Origin of the sequence: Flavobacterium saccharophilum (assembly GCF_900142735.1) — a bacterium.
Taxonomy (GTDB): Bacteria; Bacteroidota; Bacteroidia; order Flavobacteriales; family Flavobacteriaceae; genus Flavobacterium; species Flavobacterium saccharophilum.
Genome location: NZ_FRBY01000001.1, coordinates 489146 through 511114, shown reverse-complemented (window position 1 = coordinate 511114; position 21969 = coordinate 489146). Strand labels below are relative to the sequence as shown.

The window sequence follows — 21969 nt, the reverse complement described above, 5'->3', positions numbered from 1 at the left end:
GTATTTCAATACACGCCCAATGCAAAACGTTTCAGAAGCTGCTGCTTACACCTTACAATTCATCAATCAAACGCAAAAATCTATATTTCTGACTGGTAAAGCAGGTACAGGAAAGACGACTTTATTGCGCGAAATCATTGCGACTACACATAAAAACACCGTGGTGGTGGCACCTACCGGAATTGCAGCCCTAAATGCTGGCGGCGTGACCATTCATTCGATGTTTCAACTTCCATTTTCGGCTTTTTTACCGACTTATGAGGAGAGTTCACAGTTTACAGAAACGGTAAAATTTGAAAATAAAGAGTCGTTACGCAGGCATTTCAAAATGAATAATGTAAAGCGTAATGTGATCAGAAACATGGAATTGCTGATTATTGATGAAGTGAGTATGCTACGTGCCGATTTGCTTGATGCGATTGATTTTATGATGCAGACGGTTCGCCGAAATACACGTGCTTTTGGAGGTGTTCAGGTGCTGTTTATTGGGGATTTACTGCAATTGCCGCCCGTAATTCGGGATGAAGAATGGCGCACTTTGCGTAATTATTACAAAGGAAAATTCTTTTTTCATTCGCATGTAATTCAGCAAAATCCACCTTTATACATTGAATTATCGAAGATTTATCGCCAGAGTGATGATAAATTCATTTCGGTTTTGAACAATCTCCGAAACAATCAGATTACACCACAGGATATTCAGATTTTGAATGAATATGTAAAACCCGATTTCGATTTAAAGAACAATCCTGGTTATATAACATTGACCACACATAATGCGAAAGCTGATTCGATGAATGAACAGGCTATAGGTGATTTAGCGGGTAATGAATACGCTTATCAGCCTTTTGTGGTGGGAGATTTTCCTGAAAAAATATTTCCTGTTGAAGAAAATCTGAAGCTAAAGATTGGCGCACAAGTTATGTTTGTAAAGAATGATTTGTCTTTTGAAAAGCGCTATTTTAATGGGAAAATGGGCGTTATCAAATCCCTTTCGCCCGAAGAAATTTTTGTTCATTTTCCGGAGGAGAATAAAACGATTGAAGTGGAGAAGTACGAATGGAAAAACATTCGCTACAAAGTAAACGAGCTCACAAAAGAGATTGAAGAGGAAGTTTTAGGCACATTTGCGCACTATCCGCTAAAATTGGCCTGGGCGATTACGGTGCATAAAAGCCAGGGATTAACTTTTGAGAAAGCTGCGCTCGATGTATCGCAAGTTTTTGTTCCTGGACAAGCCTATGTTGCATTATCGCGTTTAACGTCTTTAAACGGCCTTATTTTGCTTTCTCCGCTGCAAATGAATGGTATTTCGAACGACCAGGATGTAATGGACTATGCTTTGAATAAAGCGACGGAAGAAGTCCTGAAAAATTCATTGCACTTTGAAACTAAAAACTTTATTCATAACTATTTGATTAACAGTTTTAACTGGACAGATTTAGCTCAGGAATGGCGAAATCATCGTTTTAGTTATAATGAAAATGCGGTTAATTCAGAAAAAGCGAAACATTCCGTTTGGGCACACAAGCGTTTAGAAACAATCGATTCGTTGGTTGATCCTTCGCAGAAATTCATTCAGCAGCTCAATAAAATTTTCAGCAAAGAAAATGTCGATTTATATTTTGTGCAGGAAAGGGTAGTGGCGGCCTACGATTACTTTTTCAAATCTATGGACAAGCTGGTAACCGATCTTTTGCAGAAAATGGCTGAAATTCAGAAGTTTAAAAAAGTAAAGGAATTTTACGAAGAACTAGCTCTTTTGGACGATTTGCAGACCAAAGCTGTTTTGCGCTTAATGAAGGCCAAATTACTCATCGAAATTGTTGTTGCAGGTGAAACCATCTGTAAAGAGAAATTGACGTCTACAGCGATTAAAAACTATAAAACGGACAAGGTTTCTAAGATACGCGAGGAATTTAATATGTTGAATACTGATATTTTTAAATTGGATGAACCTACAGTGCGTTATACAGCCAGAAAATTAGATAAAAGTACGCCAAAAGAAATAAAGAAGACTACAGTTGAAGAAACGCATGATTTATGGCTGGAGAAAAACTCCATTCAGGATATTGCCAGAATTAGAAAACTTAATGTTCAAACTATTGAATTGCATTTGGTTAAATTAATTCAGGCGAAGAAAGTTGATATTTCTGATGTCCTGTCGTACGATAAAATCCTGGCTTTAAGAGAAGCTTTTGAGTTTTATCAGGAAGAATCTCTGAATGGTCTGAAAGAGAAACACGGTGATGAATTCACCTGGGACGAACTTAAAATGTTCAAAGCCAGCATCAATTGATTTTCTATTTTGTAACTTAGTGTTTGAAAGTAGAACAAATCATTCAAACATTATGTAAAATAGAAAATTATGAGAAAGATAATTTACATCATATTTTTTGCTTTAGGCATTCAAAATATTTCCGGTCAGGATTTAAAACCAGCCTATCAAAAATTCGTTAAAAGCTTTATTGCCAATATAAAAAGTAACAACAAAGAAGGAGTGGCAGCTTTTATTCGTTATCCGCTTGGAAGAGAATATCCAATTCCTGCCGTTAAAAATAAAGCCGATTTTATAAAAAGATACGACCAAATTTTTGATGCAACGCTGAAGAAGGAAATCATAAGTTCAAATCCCGCAAAAGATTGGTTTGAAATGGGTTGGCGTGGCATTATGCTAGGTCAGGGTGATATTTGGATGGATACAACCGGCAAAGTAAGTACAATAAATTACCAATCGCAGGCCGAGAAAGATCTTAAAAACAAATTGATTGCAGGCGAAAAAGGAAAACTACACCCATCAATAGCCATTTTTAAAGCTCCGGTTTATGTTTTAGAAACTTCTAAATTTAGAGTTAGAATTGATGACTTAGGAAACGATAATTACAGATATGCTTCCTGGGCCATTAAAAAGCCTATGAGTCAAAAGCCTAATTTGATAATCACTAACGGAAAATGGATCTCAGATGGAAGTGGAGGTAATAGCCATTACGAATTTAAAAAAGATGCTTATTTGTATGAATGTTATATCATTGTGATTGGTACAGATGATTCTCCTCCGGCTTATTTATCAATCTCACAGAATGGAAAAGAGATACTCAATCAAAACGCAAAAATAGTGACCAAATAAGAAAGAACCTGTTTCATGTGGAACAGGTTTTTTGGTTTTTATCAAAATAATAATGAGCTGAATTAATGCGTTATAACCTTAAAGTTTTTTATGTGAAGACATAAATTAATTACTTTTATATTTGGAACTTAATAATCAGATTAATAATCAATTAAAGTGTTTTTAATATGAAAAAAGTAAATCTGTTTCTGGTTTTAGTACTGTTTTTGTGTGGTTTCGTTTCAGCTCAAACGGTAAAACCTGAGTATCAAAAATGTATAAAAAGCCTTATCGATACCATTAAAAGTGATAAGAAAGACGCTATTGCGGACATGGTTGCTTATCCTTTAAAACGTGAATATCCAATACCAGATGTTCTTGATAAAGCTGATTTTATCAAACGTTATGATGAAATTTTCGATACCACTTTAAAAAATGAAATTACAAAATCGGATCCCGCAAAAGATTGGACTGATATGGATTGGCGTGGTATAATGCTAAATAAAGGTAATGTCTGGATGGATTTTGACGGACGTTTGACCAGTGTTAATTACCAATCAAAAGCAGAGATTGACCTCAAAAAGAAACTGATTGCTGCTCAAAAGAAGGAACTGGATTCCAGTATTGCCTTTTTTCTAAAACCGGTCTGTGTTCTGGAAACAGAAAAATTCAGAATCAGAATTGATAATCTGGGAAATGAGAATTATCGTTATGTTTCCTGGCCAATTGAGAGGGCGATGAGTGAAAAACCTGATTTGATAATTTATAGAGGGAATTTTGTTGTAGAAGGGAGCGGAGGAAACCATCAATATGAATTTAAGAAGGAAAATTATACATATGAATGTGCCTTTATAGTAGCTGGCGAAAAAAATGAGCCTCCGGCGAAACTAACTATTTATCAGGGCGGTAAGGTGATTCTTTCTCAGAACGCTAAGATAATTGCCAAATAAAAAACCTGTTCCACATGAAACAGGTTTTTAAGGAATAAATTAAAAAAAAAGCCTAATCTTCTGATTAGGCTTTTTGAATGTTATAAATTTTCGACTAGAATCCAGGCATCTGGATTTTCACCTTTTTGTATTTCTTTTTGTGCTTTTTGAGCTTCAGACATTGTAGCATAACTTCCGTATAAAACCGGGAATAAGCCGTGCTTGTTTTCACCAAGCATTCGGGCCTCATAACCATCTTTAATCAGTTGATTATACGCTTTTCTTGCATTTTCTTCACTTCTGTATGCACCAGCCATAATATGATAAGGCATGACTTTTACAACTTCTGTTTTTGCAGAATCGACAGATAAAGTTACTGCAGGCAAAGGATTCTCAATAAAGAATGTAGCTTCCTGAATTTTATTCTCTACTTTTTTCTGAACCGCATTTTCTACTACAAGTGTTTTTGTAGTTATCTGATTTTGGTACAAAGGATAACCGATGCTTCCTGTAATTCCAAGGCCTAAAACAAAAATTGCCGCGTATTTCAGTAACGAATTTGAAGATCTTGATTCCTCTTCAGAATCGTGTAATTGATATACTTTCGATTCTTCAATTTCCTGTATTTTTTTCTCAAAAATTTCTCTTTTTACCATAGGAGCAACAAACGGACTAAGACCGAAAGAACTCGTTAGATAATTAGTTTGATCACTTGGAGTGAAAACCATATTATTATCGGCATTTAGACGAATATCACCGATGTTTTTGATATTTAAAACACCAGATTCCTCTAACGTCTTTTGCCAGCTTAAGACTTCAAATGCAATAGCACTTACAGCAAATCCATATGATGTTTTTTCTGTTAGCGCGATGTGATTTGCCAACAAACCATCATTGTTTTTCAAAAGACTGTTAAATGCGATCGTTTTTCTCGGTGGAGAAAACGAATTTGTACTTGAATTAAGCTGCGCCGATTGAATTTCGGTTAAAAATGCTCCAAACCCTGGAACCGTTACACACTGATAACGATACAATAACTGTGCTATATAAGTTTCGATTTTCATAGTAACAAAGTTATACATCCAATATAGTTATCAAAATTTTATTCACAATTTTTATTAACAATTCTGATAATTTTATAGACAATTAGTTTTCAGTTACTTAAATAAAAGTAGCTTTTTGTCAAAACTGGTGCGAAATCTTTAATATTTATTTTTTTATAAGAATTTACTTCTAATTTATATATTTGCGCTTCTTTTAATTTCAAAATAATTTGTTTTTAAAAGATATTTTTTATCCTTTCAATAATCTTTTTCGAAGCCATGTCAGACCAGGAATTATTTTATTTATTAGCCTTATTAAAAGTAGATGGCATTGGTGATATTATGGCCAAAAAATTATTGACGCATTTTGGGAATTCTGAAGCTATTTTCAAAGTAAAAAGTAATCAAATTGCTGGCATTGATGGAGTTGGTTCGGTTTTGTTACGGAATCTAAAAGATAAGACTGTCTTTGAAAAAGCGAATAAAGAATTAGAATTTATTAAATCGAACGCTATAAATGTTTCTTTTTTTCAGGATGAACATTATCCCGATCGACTCAAACATTGTATAGATTCTCCTGTTTTGATCTTTACCTCTGGAAATATTAATTTAAAAAACAAAAAGTTAATCAGTATTGTCGGAACAAGGCAGATTACCTCATACGGAATGGAATTCTGTAAAAAATTTATTGAAGATTTGGCGCCGCTTGAGCCTGTAATCGTTAGTGGTTTTGCTTACGGCGTTGATATTGTTGCACATCAATTGGCGATGGATAATAACTTACAGACTATTGGAGTTTTGGCACACGGCCTGAATCAGATTTATCCCAAAACGCACAAAAAATATATTGCCAGAATGGAAGAAAATGGTGGATTCATAACCGAATTCTGGAGTTCCTCAAATCCGGATAAGGAGAAATTTGTACGTCGAAATCGTATTGTGGCCGGAATGACAGAAGCCACAATTGTAATCGAATCTGCAGATAAAGGTGGGTCTTTGATCACGGCCAACTTGGCGAATGATTATAACCGCGACGTTTTTGCCGTTCCAGGGCGTGTTACAGACAAGTACAGCCAGGGCTGTAATGATTTGATCAAAACGCAAAAAGCAAACGTTCTGACAAGCGCTGCAGATTTGGTTTATGTGTTGAATTGGGACATTGAAAACAAGTCAAAACCCGTACAGAAACAATTGTTTGTAGAATTAGAAGTAGAAGAGCAAAAGATTTATGATTTCCTGCTCAAGAACGGAAAAGAATTACTGGATGTTATTGCACTTCAATGTGATTTTCCGATTTATAAAATCTCAGGTCTCCTTTTAAATATGGAACTTAAAGGAGTAATTCGGCCTTTGCCAGGGAAATTGTTTGAAGCAATTTGATTAAAAAAAGCCAAATAGAACCGTTCTATTATATCCGTTCAGTTTTGAATCTCCACTTAATTATCGGGTTCTTTATAATTCCAAAAAGCTTCCTCTATAGCACCTTCAAGAAGGCAAGAAGCAGTATATGATATATCAACTAACCAATCATCAATTTTTGATATTTGTTCGTTAGTAATCAAATTATTACTTTGTAACATTCCTTCAGGATAAAGTGCCCACATTCTTGCGTAATGACAAATTCCCCAAACAGAAGAGATTATTTTTTTATCTACAAAATCTTTTTCTAATTCTGGTGCCAAAACTTTCAAAGCCTGCATAATTAAATGATAATTTTCTTCATGTAGAATTCTGTTAAATGGACGTAATTGACCGAGAAAACCATTTTGCCATCTTTCACTGGTTATATTTTCATGTTGGGCGCTTTGGTACATTAATTCTTCTATTGCATCTTCTTTTGTCATAATTTCAATATTTTAAAGAATGATTATTTTCCAAATCCAAGAACTTCTCGAACTTTGGCCAAAACACCATCGGCAACAACAGAAGCTTTTTCAGCACCTTTTTTCAATAAGGCATCAACCTCTTCAAGGTTTTTTATGTAGTAATTGTATTTTTCTCTTTCGGTTTTAAACTTTTCGGTAATCAATTCAAACAAAGCTTGTTTGGCGTGACCGTAACCGTAATTTCCACCTAAATAATTTGCTCTCATTTCCGCAATTTGTTCTTCAGTTGCTAATAAAGAATAGATCGCAAAAGCGTTACAGGTATCTGGATTTTTTGGTTCTTCAAGTGGTGTACTATCGGTTTCAATACTCATTACCTGCTTACGCAACACTTTATCATCCAGGAAAATATTGATAATATTATTGGCAGATTTACTCATTTTTCCGCCATTTGTTCCCGGAATCAACATACTGTCTTCTTGTATTTTAGCCTCAGGAATTACAAAAGTTTCTCCCATCTGATGGTTGAAACGCGAAGCAACATCACGCGTAATTTCTAAATGTTGTAATTGATCTTTTCCAACAGGAACAAATTCAGCATCATACAATAAAATATCGGCAGCCATTAACATCGGATAAGTAAAAAGTCCGGCATTAACATCGTCTAAACGATCTGATTTATCTTTGAAAGAATGTGCCAGAGTCAATCTTTGGAAAGGAAAAAAGCAACTTAAATACCAGGTTAATTCGGCTGTTTGAGTCACATCAGATTGTCTGTAAAAAGTAACTTTATCTGGGTTTAAACCACAAGCAAGCCATGCCGCTGCGGTGCTATAAGTATTTTCTCTTAATGTTTTGCCGTCTTTAATTTGTGTAATCGAATGTAAATCAGCGATAAACAAATAAGATTCGTTTGCAGGATTATTCGATAATTCAATTGCAGGTATGATTGCTCCTAATAAATTTCCCAAGTGTGGCGTTCCAGTACTCTGAACACCAGTTAGTATTTTTGCCATTCTAGTTTTTCTTGATCTTTAAAAAGCAAAGGTCGTGATGTTTTTTTTAACCGCAAAGCCCGTAAAGATTTTACCAAATTTTTTAGAAAAGTTTTTGGCAAGTTTTTTTAACGCAAAGCGCGCGAAGGATTTTCGCAAAGGAAAGAAGGTGAATTACTTTGAATGATTGCTTTGCAATAAGTTCGCAAAGCTTTATTTATAAGTTGTTTACAACTCTTCTGATTCCGTTTTTTAAAAGTGTTTCACTAAAATTTATGAGTAGGCCTAATTTGTAATTTCCAAGTTTTAAATAAGTCAATGTTTGTGCTAAATGATTAACGCTAAGTGATTGTACGCTTTTTATTTCGATTAGAAATTTGTTTTCAACAAGCAAATCAATTCGGTACCCACAATCAAGTTTAACTTCTTCAAAAGTTAAAGGCATTGCTTTCTCTTTTTCTACCAGAAGTCCGCGTTGCGTAATTTTATAAAACAAACATTCTTTATACACATTCTCTAATAAACCAGGCCCAAGTTTTTTGTGAATTTCAATTGCGAGTCCAATTATAATATTTGATATTTCGTTTTCTGTCATTTGTGTGTGAGTCTTTTTAAACAATGTGTAAATTTAATAATTAATTTCTTATTAAATTTTAATTAATTAAATAAGCAAACAATTAAAGGATCAGGTACATCCATCCTCCCCGAACTTATTGCAAAGCAATTCTATTATACTATTTTAACTTCCTTCCTTTGCGAAAATTCTTAGTGCACTTTGCGTTAAAAAACTATAGATTTCGCGCTTAAAAAAAATCTTTATTAAAATTCGTTTCGCTTTTCTTACATTTGAAACCATGAAAGGAATTAAGATTGTTTTTTGGATTTTGTGGCGCATTTGGTTTTACGTTGTAATGGCCATTCCGATATTGATTATGCTGCCATTTCTGCTGATTTCGATTATATCTGAGAGTGGATATCCCTATTTCTTTAAAATGGCCCGCATTTGGGCTAAATTCATCCTTTTTGGGATGGGGTTCTATTACTTAGTCGAACGCCAACAGAAACTCGAAAAAGGAAAGAGTTATATGATAGTCGCGAATCATACTTCAATGACAGATATTATGCTGACATTAGCGGTGGTGCGAAATCCGTTTGTTTTTGTTGGAAAGAAAGAGCTGGTTAAGATTCCGTTATTTGGATTTTTCTATAAAAGAACTTGTATTTTGGTTGATAGAAATTCTTCAAGAAGTAAGAATGAAGTTTTTAAAAGGGCACAAAGCAGACTTAATCAAGGACTTAGTATTTGTATTTTTCCGGAAGGAGGAGTTCCAAACGATGAAAGTATTTTATTGGATGAATTTAAAGACGGCGCTTTTCGTTTAGCGATTGATCATCAAATTCCCATTGTTCCGATTGTTTATCCGGACAACAAGGAAAGATTCTCCTATACTTTTTTAAGTGGTAGCCCTGGAAAAATGCGTGTAAAAATATTACCTTTTATAGAAACTAAAGGATTAACCGGAGAAAGCAGGAAAGAACTTCGGGATAAAGTGAGACAAGTCATCTACAAAGGTTTACTCGAGTTTCAAAAAGTAAAAAATTAAAGAATAATTTAAAAGCCGACTAATTGTAATAATTAGTCGGCTTTTCTTTTGAATTAAAACCCCCCATTTTATATTCAAAAACTTATCTGTGGATAATTTTTTCTGAAATAAATCGTAATACTTTTTTAAATTTTAGCCTGGTTTTTTTACGGTTTTTATTCAACAACACTTCTAGTTTCTCTTTCATAATAAAAAAATCTTAAGGTTGATAATAAAGAGTTTTAGTTACAACTCAAGTTAATGTTACAATATTACAGATAGTGAAAAATGAAAAAGGTTGCGTCGAAATGAAATCATTTTTGTTAAAAGAATAAAAACCCGTCAGCACCAAACAAGCCAACGGATTTTTATTTAAAACAAATCAACCAAATTTATTCTAAAAACCTTCAAATTGGGTACCTATTAAGTACCAAACTCTTATGTCTCTTTATAAGATGAATTAGTTTTAAAAGGTTGCGTCATATTTTAATTTTTTTTTAAAATAAAAAACCCGACAAGTTTTAAGTCTTGTCGGGTTAGAATGTAAAGTCTTGTTTTAAGGTGACTTATATATGAATTATGCGTTTGCTAATTCTTTGATATGTGCTTTAATTTTAGCTTCTAATTCATCAGCCAATTCCGGATTGTCTTTAATTAAAGCTTTTACAGCATCACGACCCTGACCTAATTTAGTATCGCCATAACTGAACCAGGATCCTGCTTTTTTAACGATATCAAATTCAACAGCCAAGTCAAGAATTTCTCCTGTTTTAGAAACACCTTCTCCATACATAATGTCGAATTCGGCAGTTTTAAAAGGCGGAGCTACTTTGTTTTTAACCACTTTTACTTTAGTTCTGTTTCCAATTACGTTTTCTCCATCTTTAATTTGAGAAGAACGACGAATATCTAAACGTACAGAAGCGTAGAATTTTAAGGCATTACCACCCGTTGTAGTTTCAGGATTTCCAAACATAACACCAATTTTCTCTCTCAACTGGTTGATGAAGAAAACAGTACAGTTTGTTTTACTGATTGTTCCCGTTAATTTTCTCAAAGCCTGAGACATCAAACGTGCATGAAGACCCATTTTAGAATCTCCCATTTCACCTTCGATTTCACTTTTTGGAGTCAAGGCAGCAACCGAGTCAATAACCACAATATCAATTGCTCCTGAACGAATTAAGTTTTCAGCAATTTCCAATGCTTGTTCCCCATTGTCTGGTTGAGAAATGATTAAGTTTTCGATATCAACGCCTAATTTTTCAGCATAATTTCTGTCAAAAGCGTGTTCTGCATCTATAAAAGCAGCTATTCCACCAGCTTTTTGAGCTTCGGCAATTGCGTGTAAAGTTAAAGTTGTTTTACCAGAAGATTCCGGTCCGTATATTTCGATAATTCTTCCTTTTGGATAACCGTTTACTCCAAGCGCTAAATCTACACCAAGAGAACCTGAAGAAATAGTTTCAACTTCTACAATGGCTTTATCGCCCATTTTCATTACGGTACCTTTTCCGTAAGTCTTATCTAGTTTGTCAAGCGTAAGTTGTAACGCTTTTAATTTGGCATCTTTCTCTGAACTCATCTCTTTTTTTTCTTTTTCTTTCATCTAAATTTTTATAATTCTTTCATTCTCAAAACAAATCAGAAATTAAATATCGTACTGACTTAGATTTGTATCAGGCTTGTAATTTTGTAAAAATACTTCTTTTTTTTGAAGTTTCATTGTTCCAAATTGTATCAAAATGCACTATAAAAATAGCGCTTTTAATTCTGTAGCTTCGGCTGGTTTTATTTTTCCGGCAAGCAGTAAACTCAATTGTTTACGACGTAAAGCAGCTTCAAAACGCTGAATTTCTAAGTCGGTTTGCGGTATAATTGCAGGAACTTCTACTGGTCTTCCGCTATCATCTACTGCAACAAAAGTATAAATTGCTTCGTTAGCTTTGGTTCTGCTTCCGGATTCACGGTCTTCTACCCAAACATCAATAAAAACTTCCATAGAACTTTTAAAAGATCTGGAAACCTTTGCTTCTATTGTGACTACGGCTCCAAGGGGAATGGCTCTGTTAAAAGCAACGTGATTTACAGATGCTGTTACTACAATTCGGCGTGAATGTCTACGGGCAGCAATACTGGCGGCGCGATCCATACGGGCTAATAATTCACCACCAAAAAGGTTGTTTAAAGGATTTGTTTCGCTCGGTAAAACTAAATCAGTTAATATAGTCAGCGATTCTGAAGGATGTTTTGGATTCATTTTTTATAATGTAAAATTTAAAATAAAGCGGCTGATTAATTCAACCAATAAACAGCCATAACGGCTGGAATAAAATATATTACAATGGTTCTTGCGCCATCATAATCTTTAGCCAATCGTTGTCCGAAAAGCATCATTAATAAAGAAATGCATGAAAAAATAGCGCCATAAAAACCAAATTCACGACCACTATTTGTTAATAATTGTATGGCGCCGACAACACATAAAACTCCGGAAATTAATTCTAAAACTAAAAGATGTGCTAACGCAAGTGGCACTTGGTTTTTTAATGGAGTTTTGGCAAAATGCCCTTTGAGCCATTCTACATTATCTTTCCAGTAAAAAATTTTTTCGTAGCCTGATTGTAAAAAAGTTAAGGCCAAAAAAGCTAACAGTAAAATTGAGGCAACATTATTCATTTGAAAATTATTTTTTATGAATTAAACGAGTCAGTTTTATAGATAAATCAGTTAAAATTATTTTTGCATTTCCGTTTCTTTCAATGTGATACATGGCATCTGAAAGTTCTTTGAAAATATCATGAATGTTATTCCCGTTTACAAAAGGAGCAAAATTTTCGAGTTTAAACTTGTCGACTCTTGGTTCAATGTAAACTAAACTAGGAGCTTCATAATTTAACAAAAGCGCCTGTCTGAACATTTCAATACAAAACTGAATGAATTTTTTCTGGCTTTCGCGTCCAAGCCCTGCAATTTCTTCACTCCAGGTAATTAAGTCCTGAATGGCAGCGGCATTTCCTTTTGCCCTAAATGCGGCACGAACCCAATTGACAAACCATTGCTCAAAAGGATATTCCGAATCATCTTCTTTTAATAAGGAAACTGCCTTGTTGAAATTTCCCTGTGCCTGATGTGCAATTTTTTTTGCCAGATTTGCATCGATATTTTCCTGAGAAACTAATGCTTCAGCAATTACTCTTTCTGGTAAACCATTAAAGTGAATTACCTGACAACGAGATCGAATGGTTTGTATAATATCTTCTTCATTTTCAGAAATCAGAATAAAAATGGTTTTATCTGATGGTTCTTCTAAGAGTTTTAATAATTTATTTGAAGCGGCGATATTCATTTTATCGGCCATCCAGATAATCATAATTTTATAACCGCCTTCGTATGATTTTAACGAAAGTGATTTTAAAACTTCCTGAGCATCTTCAACACGAATTTCTCCTTGTTTGTTTTGAACGCCAAGCATTTTATACCAGTCAAATAAACCTCCATAAGGCATTTCCTGAATAAAAGTTCGCCAGTCCTGAATAAAATCTAAGCTCTTTGGTTTTGTTTTTACATCTTCTGTAGTAACTGTCGGATATATAAAATGCAAATCGGGATGTGAAATGTTTTGAAACTTCAGATTGCAGGAATCGTTTCCGTTTTCGTTTCCGTTTTCGTTTCCGGTGTTGTTGCATAAAATATACTGCGCGTAAGCAATGGCGGTAGATAATGTACCACTTCCTTCTGGTCCAATGAATAATTGTGCATGCGGAATTCGTCCTGAAGCAGCACTTTTTATCAAGTGACTTTTGATGTAATCCTGACCTAAAATTTGTGAAAATTGCATGAAGCAAAGATATAAGAAAATGATGTAGTCAAAAATTTTCGGGAAAAAGTTTATAAGGCTACTTTTTATTTCTGCTTTTTATGAAAGGTTTTTAACTTAATTTTTTTTGTTTTTGATCTCAGCTTTTGTTAATAAAGGGATTAATTGAGAGAGATATTAAGAATATTTTGTTAATAGTTTTTTTTAAAAATTGATAATTATGGTTTTTTTTTGGCTATAATTTTGTAAAAACCAAGAATTGTCATGTGTAATATCTTACAGTTTTGGCTTTAACGTTTTTAACAAAAAGCTCGTTAAAACGCACATTTTCTCGACATAAGACTGAATTTTAAGTTTTTTTTAAGGATTTTTTTTGAAAAAAGAAATCAATAAAGTTGCAATTTAAGTTAATTTATATATTTTTGTTTTCATCAATAACAACTATAAATAAGAATCTATGAAAGGGAAAATTATTTTATTTAGTGCACTTTTTTTATTGACAACCGGAGCTATTTCAGCACAGGCAAAAAATGCTCCGAGAAGTATAATTAGTACAACGGCTCTTATTCGTAAATACCATGACCAAAAAGAATTGAGTGGTATGCAAAAAGGTGAGCTTTTGGAATTATACATTGAGCGTATTAAAGTTTTAGTAAAAACTCTCCCTTACATTGCTTTGGTTACCAAACCAGGTGTTACGATGGCAGATTTAGGTATTCCAGACGATTCTGAACACAAAAAAGTGTTGGATAACCAAGCTATCGGAACAACAACATTCTTAGATACAACAGTAGAATTTCAGAGAAAAATGATGCCTTATTCAGACAAAGGGAATCTGATCGCTGCTATTTTATTTTACGAAAGCACATTGAAATCATTGCACGAATTCAACGATTTGAACGAGATGTAATAAAAAAATATTTTTTAAAACCTTTTTCAAAGTCTTTACGTAAATGAGCTAGATTTTCATAACGTTAAATTTTGAAAGAGATAAAAACAATAACTCGTTCTCGATGTGTTCTGAATAAGATCAGAAAACCAGAGATGAGTTTTTATCATTTACGCATACCCAAATTTATTATTAACCGTAATACCCCCTATCATGAAAAAAATTACTCAAATGATCTGCGTGCTTTTGACAGTTACTGCAATGAGTGCTCAACAAGAGAAAGGAATTATGGGCTACACTAATTGGTTGAACAACTGGACCGAATTTAAGCCTAACAAAGTAGAGTATGGAGAAGCAAACCAAATTTTAGCAGGAAACATTTCTGTTAATACTAAATTGCTGAAGAGGAATATTTATGTTTTGCAAGGAAACGTTTATGTTACAAACAATGCTGTTTTAACAATCGAGCCTGGAACTTTAATTATTGGTGATTTCGAAACAAAAGGAACATTGGTAGTTACAAAAGGTGCGCAAATTATTGCAGACGGTTTAGAAACTGATCCAATCGTATTTACATCAAACCGCAGCCAGAAAAAAGCTGGAGACTGGGGTGGAGTTGTAATTCTTGGTGATGCTCCAATCAACAAATTTGGAAATGTAGGTTCTTATAACTTAGATCTTGATCCAACGCTTACTACTTATGGTGGTGACAATGTTGCTGGAAACTCAGGAATTTTAAGATTTGTGAGAATTGAATTTGCTGGAAAAAAAGTAAAAGGAGCTGATACTTTCAATGGTTTAACTCTTGCGGGTGTTGGAAGCAAAACAGTTGTTGAAAACGTAATGGTTAGCTATTCTGGTGGTGACTCATTCGCTTTCTTTGGAGGTGATTTTAACGCTACTAAATTAGTTTCTTATAAATCAATCAACGACGATTACAAATTTACTCAAGGTGTACAATGTCGTTTATATAACTCATTAGCAGTAAGATCTTCTTATTTATCAAGTAATAAAGACGGATCTCGTTGCATGGAAGTAAAATCATTCGAAAAGAAAAATGAAACTGATTTTACTAAAAAACAAACTTTAGTTGTAGCCACAAATATTACAATGCTTAACGACAGTGAGAACATCAAAGCTGATATTCAGGCTGGTTTAGTAAAAGAGGCAATTTATGTTGCTGAAACTGCTTCACTAGAAATGAAAAGAAGCGTAATCTCTGGATTTAATCCTGCTGTTTTATTAGACAGTAAAACAGAGATTAACGATGCTAATCTTAAGAAAATCAAAATTGAAGAAATGTATTTTAACCTATGTAATGGAAACATCTTTACAGAATACAATTCTAACAATGAAGATTTAGAAAGCTGGTACGGAAATCCTGTGTTTTTCAATGTTATGGCACAAAGTGATAACAAAGAAACATTCATTGATATTTTCAATCCTAAAAAGCCGGATTTCAGATTACAATTAGGAAAAATCACAGCGTCTAGCGGTAACAAATAATTGATTTCGATTTTTATTTTAGAGCGTAAATTTTATTAATAAAGTCCCCAGACACAATTTATGTATCGTCTAATACCGGACTAAATAAAGATCAAAACATAATGGCCCCAACTATAAAAAAGTATTTTATTTATATAATATTTTTGGTATCTCCTATTGCGTTAAGTTTACATGCACAAAGCACAGAGGCTAGCAAAACAGCTTCTTTTACTGCAAAATGCGACAGAACCGCGTCAATTGTTTTAAACCAAAATAATGATATAGCTGATAAACGTATCAGTAAATTAGATGATAATTCTAATCAGTTAATAGCAGGGCTATCCATCCCCAAGGATAGCCTTTCTATAGCGACTGAAGCGAACACTCAATCTACTACAAATTGTCAGGAGAATTCATCGATTACAGCTTTTTATTCTGTTCTTGCAAAGGACATTATCGAAAACTATAAATATGACTTTTCTGAAACATTTATCGATATTCTGTTTTTTGAAGATATAGACTTAGCAAGAACTCGTACTATATGATTCAAAAAACTACTTTAACTTTATTGCGTTTTTTCCTTTTTTTTGGTATCATCTTATGTACTAAAACGAATACCTATGCACAGGTCAAAGCTATAAACCCACAAGTTTTATCGTTTGACAGAATTTGTGCAGATAATGCAACGGAGTATAATGCAACTTTTACGTATTCTGGTTTTCCAGCAGAAACTGTTTTCGTGGTAGAGCTTTCAACTAATAATTTTACAACAATTATTACTGCAAGAACGATATCAGTTTCAGATCCTGCGGTTAATCAAAAAACTATAAAATTTGCAGTTCCCTCTGATCTTCCAGGATCTGACACATACAGTCTTAGAGTTTCAACAACTGGTTTTTCAAGTAGTAAATTTGTTTCATTTGCTTTAAAGAATGCTTTTCCTATTTATTACAAAGCACATGATCGACAATATACAATAAACAATTTTAACGGAACAGCAACCTTTTGTTCCGGAGGTAGTATTTTGTTAACTATCGATCCAGACTCTACAACCCCGCCGAATGACTCTCCGTTAAAGTATTCTTTTTTGACCTATAACTGGTATAAGGACAATGGTGTTTCTACACCTCCAACTCTTATGGCAGGAGCTACGGGACCAAGTTATAGTGTTACTGCTGAGGGTGTTTATTACGTTGAAACAAATTACGGAACTTGTACTTCTGAATCGTATTCAAATCGTGTTACTGTTTCTACTTCTGCTTCTGGTTCTTCAGTTACAGTTGATTCAAGTTTAGGAAACCCATTTTGTGCTAATGGATCAGGAACAGTCTTAACGGCTACTTCTGGAAATAGTTATGTATGGAGGAAAGATGGTGTAATTATTAATGGAGTTAGTACTCGTACTTATACAACTAATGAATCAGGTACATATTCTGTAGAAGTTGATTTTGGTGGTTGTAAAGCTTCAGGATCTATCAATCTTACCAGTAATAGTTTTACTGCCAGTATTGATGTTGCCGATACAGTTGAACTTAAAGAAGGAGAGACTTTAAATGTTAGTGTTACAACAGATGCAACTACTCCAACTTATGAATGGTTTTTAAATGATAATAGTATTGCAGGTGCAACATCAAATAACTATTTGGTAGCCGCAGTAGGTAATTATAAAGTTAAAATTTCGCAGGCTTCAGGGTGTATTGACACAAAGGAATTTCTTTTTAAAGTTACCGGACCAGCCCCTCCGACAACTGTAATTCCTAATATAGTAAGCTTAAGTGGAAGTTATCCATACTGGAACATCCCTGATGTATATAAGACAGCCAGCACTAAGGTTATAGTTATGAGCTCAAATGGAGAAATTATGTATGATGATGTTGGAAGTAATTACGACCCCCAGGTCAATTCGTTTATTAAAGATTTTAAAAATGTAAATCCAGTTTACTACTATGTCATTCAATCAGACACAGGTGAAAAAAAAGGATCAATAACTGTGATAAAATAATATGAAGAAAATCCTACTATTCATAACTTTATTTTACGGTTTTTCAAATTCACTCTATTCCCAGGAAACTTCTGAGAATGGAGTTGTTTCGTTTTCATTACCTATCAGAAATTCATTAAAGTTCAATAGATATTTAATCAATCCGACATTTAGTTTTGTTCGCGAGTCCAACCCGTATGTAAGTTTTTATAACAAAAGACAATGGGTTCAATTTGATGATGCGCCAAATACTTATTTGTTTAATTACTCAGGCCGTTTTAGAGAAAACGAAGCTTTTGCAGTTGGCTTATTTCAGCAAAATTATGGTCTGATGACCGTTTTTGGCGGAGTAGTCAATTTTGCTCATAACATCGTTTTAGAGGAAGACAGCAACTTAACATTTGGTTTAAATGCAGGAGTGTATCAGAGTGGTTTAGATAAAGGAAAAATAGTTTCTGATGATCCAAATATCTTAAACGGAGATTATCCTTCAAATACATTGCTTACAGTTAATCCAGGTATTAATTATGGTACAGCATTGCTTGATTTCGGATTATCGGTAAACAATCTTATTCTTTACAATTTTGGTACAGGTGTGGTAAAAGAGGATCCGGAAAAGGCGATCGAATTGCATGCTATGTATACGGGATATCTTGATAGTTATGGCTTTTTTGACAGAAGTAAATTTTCAGGAATTGTAAAAACAGAAATTAAAAAAGATAAAACAGTTCTTTCTGGGCTTGCCATGATTGCTATTCCACAGGGAGTTTGGGCACAGGCCGGATACAATACATTGTACGGAATATCGGCAGGGCTTGGTGTAAATATTTCACCAAGCATTGCTATTGAATATAACTACGAAAGAGGAATGGGTGATCTTACGAATTTAGGGGGGTCCCATGAATTTGTAATAGCTTATAAATTCAAAAGTAAAAATTACTATTACGGTGATGATGATGAAGGTTCACTTATTGATCCTACAAAATCAAAACCGGTAATGGCCAAAAAAACGACTGCACCAGTTACACGAGTTGATGGGGCAGAAAAAGCAAAATTAGCTGCTGAGGCAAAGGCCAAAGCAGATGCAGAAGCACAACAAGTAAGATTGGCGGCTGCTGAAAAAGCCAAAGCAGATGCTGAAACGGCAAGAGTAAAATTATTAGCAGACAATAAGGCTAAGGCCGATGCTGCAGAAGCACAAAAATTAAAATTAGCTGCTGATTCGAAAGCAAAAGCCGATGCTGTAGCTGCTGCGAGAGCACAAACAGCAAATGCGAATAAAGCAGTTTCAACAGAACAAAAGACACAAGCTCAATTGGCGGCCGATAAAGCCAGAGCAGATGCTGAAGCACGTAGAATAAAATTAGCTGCAGATAATAAAGCAAAAGTAGATGCTGCTGCTGCTGCGAGAGCACAAGCATTAACTGCAAGTAAAACAGCAACTGGAGAACAAAAAACAGCGGCACAATTAGCTGCAGACAAATCTAAAGCAGATGCTGAAGCATTAAGATTAAAACTAGCTGCAGACAAATCAAAAGCCGATGCTGAAGCCGCAAAAGCGAAAGCGGCCGCTGCTAAGCAAGAGCCACAAAAAACAGCTGCACAATTAGCTGCAGACAAAGCAAAAGCTGATGCTGAAACACTACAGATTAAGTTAGCTGCCGACGCAAAAGCAAAAGCTGATGCTGCAGAAGCGAAAAGAAAAGCGGATGTAAAAGCAAAAGCGGAAGCCGCAGATCTTCAATCCATTTTAGCCGCAGATGCAAAAGCCAAAGCTGATTCAGATGCATATCAGGCTAAACTTACTGCAGATGCAAAAGCAAAAGCTGCTGCCGAAGTTAAAACGAAAGCAAGTATTGATGCTGCGAATAAAGCAAAATTAGCTGCTGATGCAAAAGCAAAAGCTGCTGAAGACGCTGCACTAAAAGAAAAATTAGCTGCTGATGCAAAAGCCAAAGCAGATGCAGAAGCAAGACAAGCATTAATTGCCGCCGAAGCAAAAGCTAAAGCTGATGCTGAAGCATTGAAAATAAAACTAGCTGCTGATGCAAAAGCCAAAGCGGATGCAGAAGCATTACAAGCAAAATTAGCTGCCGAAGCAAAAACTAAAGCAGATGCAGAAGCACTACAAGCAAAACTTGTTGCTGATGCCAAAGCTAAAGCTGATGCAGAAGCATTACAAGCGAAACTAGTTGCTGATGCAAAAGCCAAAGCAGATGCAGAAGCATTACAGGCAAAACTAGCTGCTGATGCAAAAGCCAAAGCAGATGCAGAAGCATTACAGGCAAAACTAGCTGCTGATGCAAAAGCCAAAGCAGATGCAGAAGCATTACAAGCAAAATTAGCTGCTGATGCAAAAGCCAAAGCAGATGCAGAAGCATTACAAGCGAAACTAGCTGCTGATGCAAAAGCTAAAGCCGATGCAGAAGCATTGCAAGCGAAGTTAGCTGCTGATGCCAAAGCTAAAGCGGATATGGAAGCATTGCAGGCAAAATTAATTGCTGATGCAAGAGTTAAAGCCGATGCTGAAGCTACTGCCAAAGCAAAAGCTGAAGCTGAAGCAAAACAATTACAAGAAGCAGAAGAGGCACGTTTAGCAAAATTAGCTGCTGATGCTAAAGCTAAAGCTGATGCAGAAGCATTGCAAGCGAAATTAGCTGCAGATGCTAAAGCGAAAGCGGATGCAGAGGCACTTCAGGCAAAATTAGCTGCCGATGCGAAAGCTAAAGCAGATGCTGAAGCTCTTAGGGTACAACAAGCGGCTGAAGAAAAAGCTAAAGTAGAAGAAGCAGCTCGTCAGGAAAAATTAGCTGCTGACGCTAAGGCAAAAGCAGATGCAGAGGCATTACAAGCAAAACTTGCTGCTGATGCTAAAGCAAAAGCTGATATGGAGGCTTTACAAGCTAAGTTACTTGCTGACGCTAAAGTAAAAGCAGATGCTGAAGCAACAGCAAAAGCCAAAGCTGATGCCGAAGCAAAACAATTACAAGAAGCAGAAGAGGCTCGTTTAGCGAAATTAGCAGCAGATGAAAAAGCAAAAGCGGATGCAGTAGCACTACAAGCAAAACTTGCTGCTGATGCAAAAGCCAAAGCGGATGCAGAAGCATTAAAAATAAAACAAGCAGCTGATGCCAAAGCGAAAGCTGAGGAAGATGCTGTGAGAGCTAAACTTGAGGCAGAAGAAAAAGCCAAAGCCGATGCAGACGCTCTTCAGTTAAAATTAGCTGCCGACGCTAAAGCTAAAGCTGATGCGGAAGCATTACAAGCCAGACTGGCGGAAGAAGCAGAATTGAAAGCTAAGTTAGCAGCAGATGCAGCAGCAGCAGCAGCAGCGTCAGCTCCAAAAGATGATTCGGCAAAAGAAATCGAGGCTTTATCAAAAGCCATAGATGCAGCAATTACATCACAAAAAGAGCTTTATGCACAGTTTACAACAACAGTGGCCAAAAAGCAAAAAGACCTGGATGATCTTAGAGAAGAAAATGATTTAAGTGAAAAAGGAATCTACAGAGAACCTAAACCGTTTAAGAGTGTTGCTGCAGAAAATAGTCAGTTAGAGGCTTTCAAAGTACAGCTTGCTGATGCAAACAGAACATCAAAAGAAGAACTTATAAAGCTTACCAATTTATATAACCAAAGATTAAGAAAAGTTCCAAATAAAAATGATGCTTTAAACAAAGCTTATCTTGAAAAGATAAACCAATTAAAAGCGGCTCAATTACAAATGGAACAAGATAGCGCTGCATTACTTGCAAATTTAGAGCGTATTAAGGCTGAAACTGAGATCGAGAAAAAACGTAGAATTAAGCGTGCAGCTTATGAAAATGATGAAGGAAGATATAATCAGGATATTGCTGCCCTTAAACGTATAAAGGAAACTACTAAAGTAAGTAGTACACCATTAACGGCAAGCGATTTTGATTTTGGTGAGGATCAGTCAAATATGCAGATCATCAAGAATATCAAAAACTCTGAAAACGGTTATTATATGATTATTGCGGTTCATAGTAGTGTTGAAAAAAGAGACGAATTCCTAACAAAAGCAGTTGCTGCCGGACGTTCAGATGTTAACTTCTTTTACAATATAGCAACAAGTAAATATTATATCTACTATGAAAAATTTGACGGTTTACCAGAAGCGACTAAGGCATTAGAAGCAAAAGGAAACAAACCATATAATGGAAAAATGGCTATTGTAAAAGTTGAGAATTAATACAAATTAGATTTTAAAGTTTAGCCTTCTTTGTGAGTTAAGAAGGTTCATTATTATAAATGTTTAAGAGTGCTGTAATTTATTTTTTGATGCCCCTTG

The 21969-nt window shown here is 34.9% G+C and carries 18 protein-coding genes; 10 read left to right on the top strand and 8 right to left on the bottom strand.

The genetic code is table 11. From position 1 onward, the window contains the following. Window positions 1-19 precede the first annotated feature (19 nt). From BUA98_RS02115 to BUA98_RS02105, 3 genes are all read left to right on the top strand, one after another. Window positions 20-2299 carry a helix-turn-helix domain-containing protein gene (locus BUA98_RS02115; protein ID WP_072970006.1) on the top strand — a complete coding sequence of 760 codons (2280 nt, stop codon included), beginning with the start codon at window positions 20-22 and terminating at the stop codon, window positions 2297-2299. A gap of 69 nt (window positions 2300-2368) precedes the next feature. Further along, complete coding sequence (locus tag BUA98_RS02110; RefSeq protein ID WP_072970005.1) at window positions 2369-3127, top strand: hypothetical protein; 759 nt, start codon at window positions 2369-2371, stop codon at window positions 3125-3127. Between the two features lie 167 nt (window positions 3128-3294). Further along, window positions 3295-4056 carry a hypothetical protein gene (locus BUA98_RS02105; protein ID WP_072970004.1) on the top strand — a complete coding sequence of 254 codons (762 nt, stop codon included), beginning with the start codon at window positions 3295-3297 and terminating at the stop codon, window positions 4054-4056. A gap of 80 nt (window positions 4057-4136) precedes the next feature. Here BUA98_RS02105 and BUA98_RS02100 read toward each other — a convergent pair whose 3' ends face one another. Beyond that, a complete protein-coding gene (locus tag BUA98_RS02100) occupies window positions 4137-5099 on the bottom strand; it encodes an HU domain-containing protein (RefSeq protein WP_072970003.1) in 963 nt (320 codons plus the stop codon). A gap of 258 nt (window positions 5100-5357) precedes the next feature. On the opposite strand from BUA98_RS02100, the gene dprA reads away from it, so the two are divergent. Next, window positions 5358-6458: a DNA-processing protein DprA gene (gene dprA, locus BUA98_RS02095; protein WP_072970002.1), complete on the top strand. Its 1101-nt coding sequence runs from the start codon at window positions 5358-5360 to the stop codon at window positions 6456-6458. Between the two features lie 56 nt (window positions 6459-6514). Here the strand turns inward: dprA and BUA98_RS02090 are convergent, their stop codons facing one another. From BUA98_RS02090 to BUA98_RS02080, 3 genes are all read right to left on the bottom strand, one after another. Beyond that, the gene (locus BUA98_RS02090) at window positions 6515-6922 is read right to left on the bottom strand and encodes a hypothetical protein (RefSeq protein WP_072970001.1); all 408 of its coding nucleotides are present in this window, start codon (window positions 6920-6922) and stop codon (window positions 6515-6517) included. 23 nt (window positions 6923-6945) lie between these two features. Further along, window positions 6946-7920 carry a tryptophan--tRNA ligase gene (trpS, locus tag BUA98_RS02085; RefSeq protein WP_072970000.1) on the bottom strand — a complete coding sequence of 325 codons (975 nt, stop codon included), beginning with the start codon at window positions 7918-7920 and terminating at the stop codon, window positions 6946-6948. 196 nt (window positions 7921-8116) lie between these two features. Continuing rightward, on the bottom strand, window positions 8117-8494 hold the full coding sequence (locus tag BUA98_RS02080; RefSeq protein WP_072969999.1) for a GxxExxY protein: 378 nt from the start codon (window positions 8492-8494) through the stop codon (window positions 8117-8119). A 259-nt stretch (window positions 8495-8753) separates the two neighbouring features. Here BUA98_RS02080 and BUA98_RS02075 point away from each other — a divergent pair, with 259 nt between their 5' ends. After that, complete coding sequence (locus tag BUA98_RS02075) at window positions 8754-9503, top strand: lysophospholipid acyltransferase family protein (protein WP_072969998.1); 750 nt, start codon at window positions 8754-8756, stop codon at window positions 9501-9503. A 556-nt stretch (window positions 9504-10059) separates the two neighbouring features. On the opposite strand, the gene recA is transcribed toward BUA98_RS02075, so the two are convergent. From recA to BUA98_RS02055, 4 genes are all read right to left on the bottom strand, one after another. After that, complete coding sequence (gene recA / locus BUA98_RS02070; protein WP_086065163.1) at window positions 10060-11067, bottom strand: recombinase RecA; 1008 nt, start codon at window positions 11065-11067, stop codon at window positions 10060-10062. 165 nt (window positions 11068-11232) lie between these two features. Continuing rightward, window positions 11233-11742: an acyl-CoA thioesterase gene (locus tag BUA98_RS02065; RefSeq protein WP_072969996.1), complete on the bottom strand. Its 510-nt coding sequence runs from the start codon at window positions 11740-11742 to the stop codon at window positions 11233-11235. Window positions 11743-11777: 35 nt separating this feature from the next. After that, window positions 11778-12161 (bottom strand): DoxX family protein, encoded by a 384-nt coding sequence (locus tag BUA98_RS02060; RefSeq protein WP_072969995.1) that lies wholly within the window; start codon window positions 12159-12161, stop codon window positions 11778-11780. A gap of 7 nt (window positions 12162-12168) precedes the next feature. After that, window positions 12169-13323, bottom strand: a complete 1155-nt coding sequence (locus BUA98_RS02055) for a DNA polymerase III subunit (protein ID WP_072969994.1) — start codon at window positions 13321-13323, stop codon at window positions 12169-12171. Between the two features lie 436 nt (window positions 13324-13759). Here BUA98_RS02055 and BUA98_RS02050 point away from each other — a divergent pair, with 436 nt between their 5' ends. From BUA98_RS02050 to BUA98_RS02030, 5 genes are all read left to right on the top strand, one after another. Continuing rightward, complete coding sequence (locus tag BUA98_RS02050) at window positions 13760-14212, top strand: hypothetical protein (RefSeq protein ID WP_072969993.1); 453 nt, start codon at window positions 13760-13762, stop codon at window positions 14210-14212. Between the two features lie 192 nt (window positions 14213-14404). After that, the gene (locus BUA98_RS02045; RefSeq protein WP_072969992.1) at window positions 14405-15697 is read left to right on the top strand and encodes a hypothetical protein; all 1293 of its coding nucleotides are present in this window, start codon (window positions 14405-14407) and stop codon (window positions 15695-15697) included. 101 nt (window positions 15698-15798) lie between these two features. After that, window positions 15799-16221 carry a hypothetical protein gene (locus BUA98_RS02040; protein WP_072969991.1) on the top strand — a complete coding sequence of 141 codons (423 nt, stop codon included), beginning with the start codon at window positions 15799-15801 and terminating at the stop codon, window positions 16219-16221. Continuing rightward, window positions 16218-17678 carry a gliding motility protein SprC gene (gene sprC / locus BUA98_RS02035; RefSeq protein ID WP_072969990.1) on the top strand — a complete coding sequence of 487 codons (1461 nt, stop codon included), beginning with the start codon at window positions 16218-16220 and terminating at the stop codon, window positions 17676-17678. The genes BUA98_RS02040 and sprC overlap by 4 nt, the downstream gene beginning before the upstream one ends. Before the next feature lies 1 nt (window position 17679). Continuing rightward, window positions 17680-21870, top strand: a complete 4191-nt coding sequence (locus tag BUA98_RS02030) for a PorP/SprF family type IX secretion system membrane protein (RefSeq protein WP_072969989.1) — start codon at window positions 17680-17682, stop codon at window positions 21868-21870. The last annotated feature ends 99 nt before the right edge of the window (window positions 21871-21969 follow it).